We start from the raw sequence: 15,556 nt of genomic DNA on the forward strand, positions 1-15,556 counted from the left end.
ACTTGTTACTTTGCCAATGTTCGTTTATCTGTAGGTGCACTATTGATTATTGAATCCACCAAAGATTTTTCAAGATTCAGTTTTTCTGCAATTACTTCGCTATTCCACTGGAAGTTATTGTATAAGTGCAATACAGTAGATTTTTTCTTTTTCATAAGCCCAGCTTCGTCATCTTGAATTTCAGTGTTCTTTTTTCGACTTTGCTTTTCAGAGCTTGTAACTAAATCTACTGTGTCTAAAAATGCAGACAATTTATTGAATTTTTCATCTGCTTCAGACAATAGACTTTCTAATTCTGTCTTAGAATCATCTGCTTCAGATTTTAACTCTTCCATTCTTCTTTGCAAGGTAGAAACTTGTTTGTGTCTTTCTGATAGGTCTATCATTAAGCTTTCGATTTGTTCAAACTTTGCTTCCACTGATTTTATTTCTGCATCTTTTTGAAGTAGAGTTGTAGTCTTTTGATCAATTTTTCTTAACTCACCTCTTAGCTCTTCACCACGAGTATCAAATAAAAGAATTTCTTTTTTCAAATTTGAAAACTGTTCTTCCATTTCACTCAGATCAATCGCCCTCGAATCGAGAGAGACATTCAATTTGGAGATTTCTGTATTTGCAAATTCTAACAAGGAAATTTTTTCGTCTATAGCGGATTGTATTTTATCTACATTTTTTAACTTTGCATCAAACTGTGCAATCTTTTGAAATTTATCATCAATGGTTTTGATTTTTTCATCCGCTTGTTCGATCTGACCTTGAGTGTTATGAATACTGTCTTCAAGCTCCTCTATTTTAATTCTTTGAATATCGAGTTTTCTCAACTCCAATTCCATTTCCTGTTTAAGAGAATTCAACAACTCCGAATTTTTTAGATACTCAGAAATTCCTTTTTCTTCTAATCGAATCTTCTCAAGCATTTCTCCAATTTGATCAATTGTTCTTTCAGAATCACTGATTACCTGTTGCGTATTTATAAATAATTCAGAATGCCCTTCTACCATTGTAAGTTTTTCTGCTATGCTATCAATTTTTTTGGTAAGAATGTTCGTTTCTCTATTCAATTCAGATAAAAGCGAATCTCTCTCGTTTTCAAATTCTTTAAAATTAGAAGACAACTCAAACTGAACAGAAGAAATCTCTGATTTTGTTTTCTCAAATTCTTTACGTGTGCTTTCAATAAAATTATGATTTGTTCGCTCCATCTCGCGGAAGTGCTTCTGAATCTCTTTATTAAATCCATCTATTTGCTTTGATGTGTCTTCTTTGGTAAATCTAAGACTATCTTCTACATTTCGTCTAACGTCTTGAATATATTTTGAAACTTTTTCTTCCAATTTTCCTAACTGCAACTCGCCTTTATCGGTCAAGGCTGCAAGCTGTTTAGAAATTTTTGTATCTATTGTCGCATTCAACCTTTCAATTTTTTCTTCTTGTTTATCAAAAAATTCTACTGCCGTAGATTCTAATTCCTGTAAAATCTTTTCTGATTCTTTTCTTGCTTCATAATTTTGTGTTTGTATCTCATTCAATAAATTTTCAGTAACTGATTTTAATGTATTTTCCTGAATTTCACAAAATTGAGAAATTCTTTGTTTACCGTTTTCATACTCTCCTGAAAATTTCTCTAATAAATCTGAGCCTTCTACATGGATGTCTTTTAATCTATCTTCTAAACTATCTACCGACAATTTTGTATCGGCTTTGATTTTCTCAAGTTCTCTAAACCAAGATTCTTTGATATTCTCTAAACGCTCTTCCATTCTCAAAGTCTCGTCTTCAACAGAGCCAAAAATATCTTTTGCTTTTGTATCTGTATCTTTTAAAATCTCTTTTGCACTTTCTTGCAAGGCAGATTTCAACTCTTCGAAATGTTCATCAATTAACTTAATTTTTTTCTGAGTGTCATTCTTTAATTCTCCTACCTTTGTTTCTACCTCAGATAAAGAATTTTTCAAACCTTCAGTTTTTGTATCGTGCAGCGTGATCATTTCTTTTTCAAGTTCGTCTTTAAGTTTCATGAGCGACGATTTTACGGAATTGGAAACCCCACTTCTAACTGACTCTAAATCAGTTTCAAAATTCTGCAATCCACCCATGACGGTATTTTTTAAAGTTTCAGCCTCTTCTTTCAAGGAAGCGCTTACTCGATAAAACTCCTCTTCAAATAAATCAATTTGACGCATGAGTTCTGATTTTTTAATATCAGCTTGACGTAATAATTTATTTTCAGCTTCAAGGTATTTTTCTTGAAAGAGTGCGATATTGGAGTTGATAGATTCCGCCTGTCGTCTTGTTTCATTCAATATTTCATCTCTTCGTGTCATGGTTTCGAGATCCAATCCCTCTATTTCTCGACGAATCGATTCTATCTCCATTTTTAATCCGCGTATGAATGCATCTTTACTTTGAGTTACCTGATCTACTATTAAATCAAATCTATCTTGTATTTGTTTTTCAAAACCTATAAGTCTTTCTTCAATTTTTTTCTCAGCAAATTCAAATTTATCGTTAAGTCTCAAATCTACTCGATCCATCTTCTCGGAAATTATATCCGAAAAATCTCTAAATTGAATTATCTTTGAATCTATGTTCTTTTCAGACTCTTTCAAAGAATCAGTTAAACTTGAAATCTTTGAATGTAAAAATTCTACTTTCCCAACAGACTCCCTTGCTAAAATTTCAATCTCTTCTTTTAGTTTTTCTTGAAATGTAACAGAAACATTTTCAGCAAACTCATCCAATTTATCTGATTTAGATTCGAGCAGTGATTCCATTTCTACAATCTTTGTCGCCAAAGATTGCAACACTTCGTCTGTTCTAATATTTACTTTTTCGTTAAAGGCAAGTAAAATCCCTGATGCTTCCGATTGAATTTTCAGTATTTCTTTTTCGATTTTTTCGATTTCATTTCTTTGGCTTTGAAACAGCGAAAGCCCATTTTGAATATAGGCAGACTCTTTTTGAATTTCTCCCGTAAGCTCAACCACTCCAGACAACTCAGTAGAAACATTATCGAGATAGGATTTATTGGACTTTACGGTTTCCAAAAGAATTTTTGTGTCTGAGGATACTTTCTGAATTTCTTCGGAAAGTTTTTTTGCTTGCTTATTCATTATTTCCAGATCGATTCCGGCGTCTTTCACCGATTGAATCTTAGAAATTGCTACATCATTAATTTCTTCTGTTAGTTTTTGAGTGTATCTTTTAATTTGACTTAGACGATAGTTGGATTTGTCCAATCTTCTAAGAAGAATAGTAATCAATACACTGGCGATAAATGGAATTAAAAGCTCTGTACCCATATTATAGATTATGTCTCATTTTTAATAGTAAAAAAACTGCACTTGCTATTTAGGCAAGAATTTTTTTAAAATTTATGGAAAATTACAAACCTTATAGTGTTTTTAGCCAATACTACGACGAAATCCTAAACTATGTAAACTATGAAAGATGGAAAAACTTTATTTTATCCGAATTTGTCCGTCAAAAATCTAAAAACCCTTCTCATATCCTCGATCTTGGCTCTGGCACAGGCTCTTTGCTTAGACAATTTAAAGACGTAAACGCTAAAATGACCGGAATCGACTCGTCCCAGGAAATGCTTAATATTGCTCATAAACTTTCCAGAGACATAAATTACATTCACGCAAAAATTTCTGACTTTTTTCTAAACACAAAAGCCGATTTAGCCATCTCAACACACGATGTAATAAATTATTTAACTGACAAAAATGAGTTAATCCAACACTTTAAATGCGTTCACTCCAATCTTAGCAATGATAGTTTGTACTTTTTTGATATTACAAGCGAATACAATATAATCCGAAATTTCCACAATAGAGTGATAAATAATGATTTTCGAGACGGAAATTTACAATGGTCAAATGAATACAATCCGGAAAGTCACATACTAAAATCTGAGCTAATATTTTTCACTCAAGAGAAAAAAACAAAGGAAACCCATTTTCAGAAATACTATTCTCCTTCTGAAATTTTTCAAATTTTAAAAGATACAAAATTTAAAGTACTGAAAATAGGGAGTGATTATCAAAAATGGAAACTGGAAAAAAATACTTGCTTGATAAATTTTTTAGTTCAACCTGTTTCAGATTAATGCAACACCTTCTTCATTTTTTCAATATCGCAAATAAAGTATTATTTAAATTGATTTTTTTAAAACTAATGACCCAAAGAAATTTAGAAATTTTATAATACAAAAGTTTTGCAATTCCGCCTAACTTCGATTTTCCTCCAGAAATAAAAAGAATCGGTTTTAATATTTTAAATTTAATTGATTGAAACCCACTGTCTTTTGAAAGCATAGCCAGAGTTGTTTCGGTATAATCGTTTATATGATCCTTGACTTCCAAATAATGTCCGTCCGGTTTCATTCCATTTATCATAACTTTCAGTTTTGCTTTAAATAGCTGAATAGGAAAATTGGGAGTCTGAAGAAATAAAATTCCTCCGGGTTTTAAAATAGAATAAAGATATTTCATAATCGGTTGAGGCTTTGGTATATGCTCTATCACATCCCAAAGAGTAATTATATCAAAACTGTTTTTTGGAATTTTACTTTTTTCTACTTGACCTGAAAAAATATTTTTTAATGAATTCTTTTCTTTTGCATACTTAACTGCAGAAGGACTCATTTCATAGCCAAATGCTTCCCAACCCGGTCTTTTCTCCAATACGGTTTTTACAAAAAAACCAAGCCCACACCCTACATCTAAAATTTTCCCTTTTTCTGCTTTTAAAAAAGATTCAATGAATTCAGAATACACATCTCTGTGAGCTACATCCCACCATTCTAAGTCGTAACCCTCTTCTTCTCCCCAATACCCTTGGTAGTGCTCATCTTGCTTGTAAGTAGAAAAAACATGCCCACAAGTCTTGCATTGAACAATCGGAATTCCATTTTCAATAAATACAGTTTTATTTTCAGAACTTTCACATAAATAGCATTTTGTGTTCAATTTATTTTTCCTCGGGCAAGTAAATTTCTATTAATCCAATTATTTCAAACGACAATAACTAATTTTTGAACTATTCCTTAATTAAAAACAAATATTTGGCTACCGGTAAAAAGTTTTATTACAGAAATGAATTTTTATCTATATACGAAATTGATTATAAAAATTTGCCTCAAATAAAATTAGCTGTATTCGGGTTTCAAAAAAGAAATTGGGAAATAAAGCAATACCATAAAATTTATATAATCCAATTTTAATTTTTACTAAAAATGGTTGTCAATTATAAATAGAGTGAAGTTTTAGGTACAGAGGTATTTTTATGGCAATTGGAAGGGATAACGTAAATAGCACAATTGGACCCGGTTCTATTTTTGAGGGGAAATTTTATATTGCAGGATCACTGAAAATAGACGGAAAATTTGAAGGTGAAATTAAAACAGACGATGCTTTGTATGTAGGAGAAACCGGAAAAGTAAAAACAAATATTTCCGCAAAAGACGTAGTAGTATCCGGCACAATGATCGGAAATATTAAAGCAGAAAGCGAAGTTCGATTAGAAGAAACTGGCAGAATGTTAGGGGACATAATGGCTCCTTCTCTCCATTTAGCAAGAGGAGTAGTAGCCAAGGGACATATTACTGTTACAGGGGGACAAAAGAAAGACGTTCGCAAAATTGTAGAAGAATCCTTTGGAGGGCCTCGACCTCTTGAACTTGGCAAAAGGGATGAATAACCTTTAATTTTTCCTTTACTTAAGACGATATTTAAAGAGTAGAGTAATATCTAATGTTTCAAAAACCTCGACAGTTAGCAAACGGAAAGGAAATTCTTAGAACAAAGAATTTTACACTTATTTATTTAGGAAAGGGCAACGTCCATTATTCTTATTTAAGTAATTCTAAATTATTTCATGGAAGCCTTGATCTAAAAAGAAAAAGATTCAAAGTAATACCGCTTTTTGCGACAACTTTTTTACTTACTATTTTTTTGGGGATTGGCTCTGATTCCAGTTCGGCTATGATCGAACACGACACTGTAAAAGAAATTTCTGAAAATGATGAAAAGGATATACAAGCAAAAAGTGGAGACGAGCATTTTCTAAAGCAATCAGAAGAACAAAAATTAGCGATCATCAGTGCCAAAGAATTGAACGTAAAAGAAACTAAAAAGAAACTCAAACTAATTCAATACAAAGTAAAAAGTGGAGAAACTTTATCTGGGATCGCAACAAGGTTTAAAGTTTCAATGGATTCCATTGCCGGTTCATCTAATATAAAATTAGAAGACAAACTCGCATCAGGACAAATATTAAGCATTCCGAATAAGCAGGGACTTTTGTACAAATTAAAAAAGGGTGACACATTAGCAAAAGTTGCCAACTATTACAAAGTTGGAATTGAAGATATTGTCGAAGAAAATAAACTCAAAGAATCCGATTTCTTTTCTGTTGGGCAAAAACTTTTTCTACCGGGTGCTGTTATTCCAGAAATCGTAAAATGGGTGTCACCGGTATCTTCAAGAATAATTACTTCAGGCTATGGGTGGAGAAGTTATCCAAAATCACAATTCCACGATGCTTTAGATTTGCGTGCAAAGTATGAGCCTGTGAAAGCTGCACGTAGTGGAAGAGTGATTTATAGCGGGTGGATGGGCGGTTACGGAAACGCTGTTGTTATAGAGCATAACGAAGACATGAAAACTTTATACGCTCACAACTCAAAACTATACGTCAGGCAAGGTGAGTATATTAGTGCCGGGAAAATAATTTCTCAATCCGGTTGTACAGGTTTTTGTTTTGGGCCTCACTTGCATTTTGAAATTATTAAAAATGGAAAAAGTGTTAATCCCGGAAAATTTTTAAAAGGCCTTGTAAAAAGAAAACACTAAAACAATACATCTTGAGAATATTTTACTTTTTCTTTATTTTAACTTTATTATTTAATTGTAAAACTACATTTGAATTAGGAAAAGAAATCTCTAATAGACTTTCTCAACCTTTTGACGAAACAAAATCTATTGAAGTCTTTTTTACTACTTCTCGCAAGACAACCGATCTGAATCCTTCATGTTCCAATTCTTACTTTACCACAAATTTTGAAAATAAAGAAAAGTATGGATTTTGCAAGGTGAACGTTCCAATTGAACATGAGATTGGAGCAATTGATTCTAATCCTTCTGGAGATTCTCAAAAGTTTTTCAAATTTGAGAAATATTCTTCTTTGAATTCAGAAAATTTATTCAATCAAATCAAAAATGATCCATTTAATGAAGTGTTGGTTTTTGTTCATGGATTTAATGTCAAATTTGAAGAAGCAGTTTACCGTGCAGCTCAAATCAAATTTGACGTAAAATTTCCAGGGAATGTCGTGGTGTATTCTTGGCCTGCTGGTGCAGACGAAGGCTTTTTCAATCAGCTTATGATTCAAGGCACGTATAAAAATAATTTCCAGAACGCAATTCACTCAATTTCAGGGTTTAAAAATTTTATAAAGAAATTATACTCTACACAAAAAAAAGTTCATTTAATTGTTCACTCTATGGGTCACCAAGTTGTTTTGCCCGGATTGTCTGAACTTGCTGATGAAATGTCAGAGCCTTTTCTCCATGAAGTAATATTCAACGCACCTGATTATGATACTAACGAATTTCAAAAAATTGTTTCTAAAATAGTAAAATCTTCTAAAAGAGTTACAGTATATTGTTCTCCAAACGACAATGCTCTTGTCGCATCGAGTAAGGTGAATTCCGGTAAAAGAGTCGGTTCATGCGATAAAATTTCCGGAGTAGAAATGATCAATGTGAACTTAGTTGACTCTCCTGTTTTAGGGATCGGAGGTCTTGGTCACGGATACTATTCTTCTCGACCAATTTTAACTGACTTATTTCAAATTCTTTTAGGAATTCCTGCAAACAAAAGATTGTTCATCAGGAAATCAAATCCTAACTCTACAGAAGATTTTATTCTAAGAAAGTGAGGAGGACTGCTCACTGTGAAATACTTACTCATACTCATCGTATTTCTAACTTCGTGTAAAACCTTTGTATCGGTAAATCGACTTCCTGACGATTCTATTCGAATTTGTTTTTGGAATGTAAAAAATCTTTCAGAAGGAGGATTAAAAAGAAAGACTAAAGGAGCTTATATTTTAGACTTTGCAAAAAAATGCGATATAATTGCTTTTATGGAGATTCGATCTGCAAATATCAATATGGCAGAAGAAATTTCTAAAGAGTTTGAGAATATCGGTGAAGAATACACATGTATCGAAGGTAATCCAAAAGGTAAAGTTGATACAAAAAGAAAAGAAAAATATCTTGCTTGTGCTAATATAAAAGTAACCGAATTGGACAAGAGTGAATTTTTAGATGAAGAAAAAGATTTTGTAAGAGCTCCTACCTATTTTTTATTTCGATTTAAAGAAATGAAATTTTTACTAGCGCCCTTTCATTCAACTCCAGGAGATTCTGAAGAGCTTACAAAATTCCAAAAAGTTATCGACTTTGCATATCAAAAATATTCAGATAGAAGAGCCTTTTTCGGAGGAGATTTTAATACCGGAACAAATTACCAAACTGAAAATTTTGTTGGAAATCTAAACTACTTCAAAATTTTAAAGCAATTAATCGAAGAGCCGACTACTTTTGCAAACCAAAAACACGACTTAATTTTTACTGATCGAGCGACTGCAATCAAATGCAAGGGAAAAGTTTGGAGACTCGACAAATTATTCACTGATTTAGAAGAAAGAAAGGATTTTGAAAAAATTTCTGATCATTTTCCTGTTTCGATTGATTGTAAATTTTAATTAAGTCTTTTGCTTTTTTTCACTATTTTTTTAATCTTTGAATTTAATATATCTTCGTGTAGTAAATCTTCCAGAAAAAAAGAAAATCTATAGCTCCAGTTCTCTTCCTCCGGGGTTCCCGGTATATTTATTCTGTGTTTGTTTGGTTTTTGGAACAAGTGTTTCTTTGTATTTTCTAATCTACAAATTTTTCCTTCAAATAAAAAGTCGTGCAATAAATTTATTGAAAAAATACTTTTGGTGGATAAACTAATTTCAAGAAGTCTTTCTATAATCTGGTGAATTGTATAGTCTTCTTTTATCCCTGTGAACTCCATCGCCTTTCTTTTCTCGTCTTCTTTTAATTCATTCCACCAAGCAATTCCAATTGATGTATCATGTACAGATAATGAGGATACAGCGTTTTCTCTGTAGTCTTGAGGTCGAATATAACTTCCATCAGAAAATGATCGAGTCCATCTTATAATATCAAGACCGATAATTTTTTTTTCATGAATGCTGTCTCGTACAAATTCGGGGACTACTCCCAAGTCTTCTGCACACGGTAGCATGTTGGAGTTATGCATTAAAAAATCTAATATCTCTTCTCCATTTTTTCTCCAATTAGATTCGTCTTTTTCTAAATGTTTAACTGATAGCTCGTATAATTTTCTTTTTGTATCTTCTTCAAAAGAATTGTATTCTTTTGATAAATAAAAATCCCAATGAAATGCAAATTTGCCTTTAGAAAATTCATAAATGATTTTCTTTTTTACGAATTCTTTTGGGTCTAAATGTACTTCTTTAAATTCTTCTACACTGGCTCCTGTTTGGGGGTGAAAGTAACCCATTCGAGCTTTTTTAACTTTTATCGGTACTGCCCAAATTCTGTACATACCTAAGACATGATCAATTCTATATAGATGATAAAAATTTTCAATATATTGAATTCTATCCTTCCACCAACTAAAGTTTTCTTTCTTCATTGCATTCCAATTGATTACAGGAAAACCCCAATTTTGCCCATCCGCAGAAAAAGCATCCGGAGGTGCACCTGAGTTTAAACTCAAATCAAACAAATGAGTTTTCTCCCATACATCAGCACTATTTCCAGAAGTTAAAATCGGCATATCCCCTTTTAAATAAACACCGATACTTTCTAAATACTTTTTTATTTCTTTCAATTGTTCGAATGCAACTTTTTGCATCCAAATCTGAAAATAAAAATCTTCTTCATTCGTTTTAATAACTTTTTTACAAAGTGCTTCTGAATATTTTGAATCTTTCCCCCATTCACTCCAATGCTTGCCAAGATTTTTTTCATAGAGTATTTTAAATACTCCAAAGGAATTCAAAAAATTATGCTCATTCAAAAATTTGTCCAACTCCTTTTTTAATTTTGGGTTGTACTTTTTTAAGAAATGATATTTTAAAATTTTCAATTTGAGTTCTTTAATTCTATTATGGTTGATTTTTAAAGTTTTTATTCTATCTGATCTGGAAGTGCGATTAATTCCAAGCATATACAAAGAAATATAAATCGGATCAACCGCAAATGCTGAAATTGAACTGTAAGGACTTTTGCCATAACCTAAATCATTCAAAGGCAAAATCTGAATAATGGATAACCCACACTGCTTCGCCCAATCACCAAACAATTTTAATGAATGAATATCTCCGGATTCAAATGAATTCTTGGTTAGAATAGATAATAATGGAACGGACACTCCTGCTCGACGAACTTTGAGTTTGCTAAACTTGTCTTTCATGTATTACTCCATAACGCTCTTTCTATTAAATTATCTAAAAAAACTTCCATTGTGAGTCCCACGCATTTTATTTGTTGAGGAAGAATGCTTGTCTCCGTCATACCGGGGAGAGTATTTGTCTCAAGGATATAAGGAGTGTCTCCACACAATATAAAGTCAGTTCTGGAATATCCGACACAACCTAATAGTGTGTGGGCTTGAAGAGAGCCGAGTTGAATTTTATTCATCAAATCTTCTGAAATTTCTGCGGGTGTAATTTCTTTACTTCCACCAATTTTATATTTTGCTTCATAATCAAAAAATTCATTACTTGGAATAATTTCTGTGGCAGGAAGAGCAAAAGGGATGAATTGATTGTTTATTTTTTTTTCAATTACTCCACAAGAAAATTCTCTACCTGATACAAATTCTTGCAAAAGTATTTTTTCTTCTTTTTGGAATAATTCTTTTAATTTAGAATACAATTCATCTTGAGTAAAAACCTTCCCTATCCCAACACTTGATCCACCCAGAGTTGGCTTTACAAAAATAGGAAATTGTAAATTTATTTTTTCTACATGAAAATCAATTGATTCAAATTCTCCTTTTGTTATTTCTAAAAAATTAGCAACGTTTAGTTTAGAATTTTTGAAAAGAATATTGGCTCTATATTTGTCCATGGCAAGTGACGAAGCCAAGATATCTGAACCGGTAAACGGAATTCTGTAAGATTTTAGAAGTCCTTGGATTGTTCCATCTTCTCCTTCTCCACCGTGCAAGCCAAGAATAACTAAATCACAATTTATTTTTTCAATACTAATAGAATTACTTGAAACGATAGAATTCTTTTTTTTAAATTCAGAAAAAAATTTTTCAGAATTAATCTCTTTGGAGTCTATAGGAGGTAAATAGTTTTCAAAAGACTCAGGAATAACCCAATTTCCCTTCTTATCTATTGGTATAATTTTTATATCGTATTTATCACGAAGTAAAGTTTTGAATATGAAAGCCCCGGTCAATAAAGATATCTCGTGCTCGGTGGACATACCACCCATTAAAATTGCGACTTTTTTTTTCATAATAGAAAAGACTTCTTTTAGTTTATCATTTGCAAGATTATTTTTTAGCTTAGAATACATAATAATTCAAATTTGAAAGTTTCTCAAGAATTTTTTTGACTCAATTATTCCCTTTTTACAGTTGCTTGTACTTGCGTTAGTGTAGCATAGAAAGGTTTTTTAGGTGCGTTATTTTTAAAATAGACTTTTAAATATATTGAAAATGAGATTGGCTAAAAAGCATAGTCTAAAAAACTCTTCAGGCAATACCAAATATAACTTATAAAATGAAACTGATTTTTAAACTTGTAGCTGATAAACAATTATTCCAAATTTTATGGAAAACTCTAATTTTTATAATTCTATTTTCGATAAATTGTTGTTATGATAACAATCGAATTCAAGAATATGATATAAATCGAAGAATTCAAGTTTTAATCGAAGCTAAAGCGAAAGAATGTAACAACAGACCTTCCTACCCTCTATTTTTTACCAAAGAGAGAAGCCCTTCTGAAGTTGAAAAATGCGAAGTAGATATGATTTTAAAAACCTGCCCTTTCAATTCCTATCCTTGGAGCTGTGTAAGAATATTTTGAAAATAGCGATAACCTTATTCACTTTTTTATTTACAAATTTTGGAATTTTTTCCCAATCAGTAAAAATTTCCGGTTCTATTTTCATAATAGATAGAGCAACAAATTTACCCATACCCGACACACCGGTTATTATTAAAGAGGCAGGAAAATACTACACTACAAATTCTAATGGAATTATAAAATACGAAGTTTCAAAATTAGGCCACTACACAATCCGAATTGTAAGATCAGGCAAAGTTGAAGTCTTTCAAAAAGAAATTACTTACGACGGCCAAAAGTTTACAATCTTTGTAAATGAAGTTATTGAAAAGGGTGGAATAGAAGTACTAGGAGAAAAAGATAAAACAAAACTTTCGAGATACACTCTTGGGCACGATGAAATCAAAAGACTTCCCGGTGTGTCGGGAGATTCTTTAAAAGCAATTCAAACTCTTCCCGGTGTTTCCCCCGGAATTCCTATCGGGCTTGGTCCAAGTTCCTTTTCTAATATTTCTATTTCAGGTCAACCTTACAGAAATAGCGACAGAGGGGATATTGTATTTAGAGGTGCTGGCACAAGAGCAAACCAATACTACTTCGATGGATTTCTTGTAAGCTATCCTTTTCATTTAGGAAACCAATCTTCTGTTTTTAATAACAACATCATCAAATCATTCGATATTTATTCTGGTGCATATTCAGCAAGGTACGGATACGCTACAGGAGGAATCATCAATATTGAAGGTAAAGACGAAGTGAAAAAAAACAGTGCTACTGTAAATATCAATATGTTTCTATCCGATGCAATGGTGGAAGGTAAGTTATCCGACAAGGCTTACATAATCGCAGCAACAAGAAAATCTTATCCAAATGTTACATTATTAAAATTATATCCAGAAGGGATTCCGCCTAACGCAAAGTACGCAAATTATGAAGACTACCAATTCAAAACCGGTTGGGAATTTGCTCCGGGTCATAAAATTTTATTAGCGAGTTTTGGTGCAAGAGATATGCAAAAATATACTAAAGCAGTAGCCGAATTTGAAAATGAAAACTACGGAGAAAAAGATTCACGCCCCCCCATAGGCTTAGATAGAAGATTTAGAACAGATGGGTTTCGCTACACTTTCCAGCCTAACACCCGAATTCAAAATACTTTTAGTATTTCAAGAAATCACTTTCAGGAATTTTTTGAAGTCAAAATACAAAACCCTATGACAGCAGAAAATATTTTTGGTCTGGAAAATGTAACTACTCAAACTATTGTTTTTGCTGAAGAAAGACTAAGTGTAGAATTGTTTAAGAATATTTTAAAAGTAGAAGCCGGAGGAAATTATAGAGAAAGAGGAATTACTTTAAAAGCAGAAAATATCTCACAGCAAAATTCACAATTTACTAAAGTATTTAACGATCTACTTGATTCCAATCCTATTTTTCGTGCGCTTATTGACGGAGATAAAGCAAAATCAAAAGAAGTCGGGTCATTTTTAGAATTCAATTTTGAATACAAAGGGTTTAAATTAGTGCCGGGAGTAAGAAGTGACTATTATAATTTAGCAGGTCAAAGAGAAGTTAGCCCCAGACTATCCTCATCCTATACAATCGACTCTACAAAAACTACATTCCTTGCAGGAGGAAGTATTCACCATAACGCACCCCCAAATATAGAGCAAATCTCATCCAGAGTCGGCAATTCAAATTTAAAAATGGAAAAAGCTGAACATCTTGCCGGAGGAATCAACCAAGAGATTGGAGATAAATGGTTATTAAAAATAGAAGGATTTAGAAATATTTATTCTAATTTAGTTGTTTCAGACAACTTTATTCAAAATCCATTCGCGATCAACGATGAACCAAGAGATCTAATTCAAAGAACAAATTATGTATTAAGAAACCCGCTTGTAACAAAATCTTTATATTATTCAAATTCAGGCACAGGTTTTTCTGAAGGTGTAGAAATACTTTTAAAGAAAAGTAAAACACCAACAGTCAAAGGTTGGTTTGGTTGGATTTCTTATACAAACTCAATCACAAAAAGAAATAACCATCAAGCACGATACGAGCAAAGCGAAAACTCAAAACGAAACCTATTGAATTCTTCAAGAAAACTTCTTGCCCAAACTAAAATCGGCACAAATTACATTAACTATTACGATGACAATAATCTTGAGCTGATTTATGATAACGACAAAACAGAATATTATGACTTAGATAGGACTCATATCCTAAATATGATTTTTGGTTGGAAAATAAACTCAGACTGGCAAGTCGGAGGAAGATTTAGGTATGCAACTAACGTCCCAATTACTCCGATTACCGGCTCTAACAGAATGAATCCAGCCTCTACTTTTGGTTTAAATCTATACATGCCTGAGTACTCTAAAGATTATAATTCTTACAGATACCTACCGATTCATCAAATGGATATTCGAATAGATAAATTTTTTAATTTTGAGTGGGGATATATGAATATGTATCTTGAGTTTGTAAACCTATATGGAAAAAGAAATATAGTTAGTGAAGAATTTCAAAATACAAAACCCTATTTAAAAAATTCTAATCCATCTCCTACTTACGATACTACAAACTCTCCATACATTCAGAGTCCTGTAAGAGGAGGACATTTAATGTATCTACCGTTAATAAATTTTGGATTAGAGGCAAAATTTTGAACTATTTCGATTATAAAAGTTTTCTTCTCTTTCTAATTTTGAGTTTTTTATCTTTTTCAATTTTTCAGTGCAATGGAAATGAAAATACCTTTAAAAATCGAGAAAATTCCTACAATTTATCTCTACTCTATTTTATTAAAATTCGTTCAGAAGGAAATTGTTTACGAATAGAAACAAAAAATTCCGACATAAAAAATATTTATTGCGACAGAAGACCTATGGGAGTTTGCAATTCCAATAACTTAATATATACAAATGAGGAAAAAAATTATAGATTAAAAGAAATTTCAGACTTGAACAAAAAAACCACAGAATGTATTAGTTTTATTTTACAATCGGGTGTTTCTACTGAAAAAGTTACTACCGAAAATGAAGAAGATGTTATAAAACAAAACAACTTTTATAAATCTATCGAATCCTGTGAGTCCACTCAAATCGCCACCGACTACAATACACTCACTACTTATGACGAATGGATTTTTTTAAATTCGACACTTGGAAAAATTGCAGTAATGGCAGAGATAGCAAGCATCAATCCATTAAATCAAAGCCTTCAGGACAAGGGTAAAAATTGTTTAAATACAATTTTAACAGATGAAGTTACTGGAATTATAGACAACGAAAAAAAGAAACTGATTGAAAATTATCGTAACGGAATAAAAAAATTAAACTTTAACTGTACGTTAGGAGACCCTGGTTCTTTAAATAAATGTTCAGGTTCTCTCATTTACTAAAAATATAATAC

Annotated in this window: 12 protein-coding genes; 8 read left to right on the forward strand and 4 right to left on the reverse strand. The window is 31.9% G+C overall.

Features of this window, described 5'->3' with window-relative positions:
• Nucleotides 1-5: 5 nt before the first annotated feature.
• The gene (locus HS129_11885) at nucleotides 6-3,302 is read right to left on the reverse strand and encodes a hypothetical protein (GenBank protein ID MBE7412737.1); all 3,297 of its coding nucleotides are present in this window, start codon (nucleotides 3,300-3,302) and stop codon (nucleotides 6-8) included.
• A 74-nt stretch (nucleotides 3,303-3,376) separates the two neighbouring features.
• Here HS129_11885 and HS129_11890 point away from each other — a divergent pair, with 74 nt between their 5' ends.
• Nucleotides 3,377-4,114 carry a methyltransferase domain-containing protein gene (locus tag HS129_11890; GenBank protein ID MBE7412738.1) on the forward strand — a complete coding sequence of 246 codons (738 nt, stop codon included), beginning with the start codon at nucleotides 3,377-3,379 and terminating at the stop codon, nucleotides 4,112-4,114.
• A 13-nt stretch (nucleotides 4,115-4,127) separates the two neighbouring features.
• On the opposite strand, the gene HS129_11895 is transcribed toward HS129_11890, so the two are convergent.
• On the reverse strand, nucleotides 4,128-4,976 hold the full coding sequence (locus HS129_11895; protein MBE7412739.1) for a methyltransferase domain-containing protein: 849 nt from the start codon (nucleotides 4,974-4,976) through the stop codon (nucleotides 4,128-4,130).
• Nucleotides 4,977-5,292: 316 nt separating this feature from the next.
• Between HS129_11895 and HS129_11900 the strand changes: the two genes are divergently transcribed.
• The 4 genes from HS129_11900 to HS129_11915 are packed head-to-tail and all read left to right on the forward strand — an operon-like array spanning nucleotide 5,293 to nucleotide 8,779.
• Nucleotides 5,293-5,706 (forward strand): polymer-forming cytoskeletal protein, encoded by a 414-nt coding sequence (locus tag HS129_11900; protein ID MBE7412740.1) that lies wholly within the window; start codon nucleotides 5,293-5,295, stop codon nucleotides 5,704-5,706.
• 53 nt (nucleotides 5,707-5,759) lie between these two features.
• Nucleotides 5,760-6,860 (forward strand): M23 family metallopeptidase, encoded by a 1,101-nt coding sequence (locus HS129_11905; GenBank protein ID MBE7412741.1) that lies wholly within the window; start codon nucleotides 5,760-5,762, stop codon nucleotides 6,858-6,860.
• A 17-nt stretch (nucleotides 6,861-6,877) separates the two neighbouring features.
• Nucleotides 6,878-7,948, forward strand: coding sequence for an alpha/beta hydrolase (locus tag HS129_11910; protein MBE7412742.1), 1,071 nt, complete (start codon nucleotides 6,878-6,880; stop codon nucleotides 7,946-7,948).
• Between the two features lie 15 nt (nucleotides 7,949-7,963).
• A complete protein-coding gene (locus tag HS129_11915) occupies nucleotides 7,964-8,779 on the forward strand; it encodes a hypothetical protein (protein ID MBE7412743.1) in 816 nt (271 codons plus the stop codon).
• Here HS129_11915 and HS129_11920 read toward each other — a convergent pair.
• Both HS129_11920 and HS129_11925 read right to left on the reverse strand, forming a co-directional pair.
• A complete protein-coding gene (locus HS129_11920; protein ID MBE7412744.1) occupies nucleotides 8,776-10,527 on the reverse strand; it encodes a 4-alpha-glucanotransferase in 1,752 nt (583 codons plus the stop codon). The two genes, HS129_11915 and HS129_11920, sit on opposite strands and share 4 nt — an antisense overlap.
• Nucleotides 10,524-11,585 carry a D-alanine--D-alanine ligase gene (locus tag HS129_11925; protein MBE7412745.1) on the reverse strand — a complete coding sequence of 354 codons (1,062 nt, stop codon included), beginning with the start codon at nucleotides 11,583-11,585 and terminating at the stop codon, nucleotides 10,524-10,526. The genes HS129_11920 and HS129_11925 overlap by 4 nt, the downstream gene beginning before the upstream one ends.
• A 266-nt stretch (nucleotides 11,586-11,851) precedes the next feature.
• Between HS129_11925 and HS129_11930 the strand changes: the two genes are divergently transcribed.
• Genes HS129_11930 through HS129_11940 form a run of 3 tightly spaced genes read left to right on the forward strand, consistent with a single transcriptional unit; the run spans nucleotide 11,852 to nucleotide 15,545 of the window.
• Nucleotides 11,852-12,160 (forward strand): hypothetical protein, encoded by a 309-nt coding sequence (locus tag HS129_11930; protein ID MBE7412746.1) that lies wholly within the window; start codon nucleotides 11,852-11,854, stop codon nucleotides 12,158-12,160.
• Entirely contained in the window at nucleotides 12,157-14,811 is a 2,655-nt protein-coding gene (locus HS129_11935; GenBank protein ID MBE7412747.1) for a TonB-dependent receptor plug domain-containing protein, read from the forward strand. Before HS129_11930 ends, HS129_11935 begins: the two co-directional genes overlap by 4 nt.
• Nucleotides 14,808-15,545: a hypothetical protein gene (locus tag HS129_11940; protein ID MBE7412748.1), complete on the forward strand. Its 738-nt coding sequence runs from the start codon at nucleotides 14,808-14,810 to the stop codon at nucleotides 15,543-15,545. Before HS129_11935 ends, HS129_11940 begins: the two co-directional genes overlap by 4 nt.
• Nucleotides 15,546-15,556 lie beyond the last annotated feature (11 nt).

This window comes from Leptospiraceae bacterium (assembly GCA_015075105.1).
Lineage (GTDB): Bacteria > Spirochaetota > Leptospiria > Leptospirales > Leptospiraceae > JABWCC01.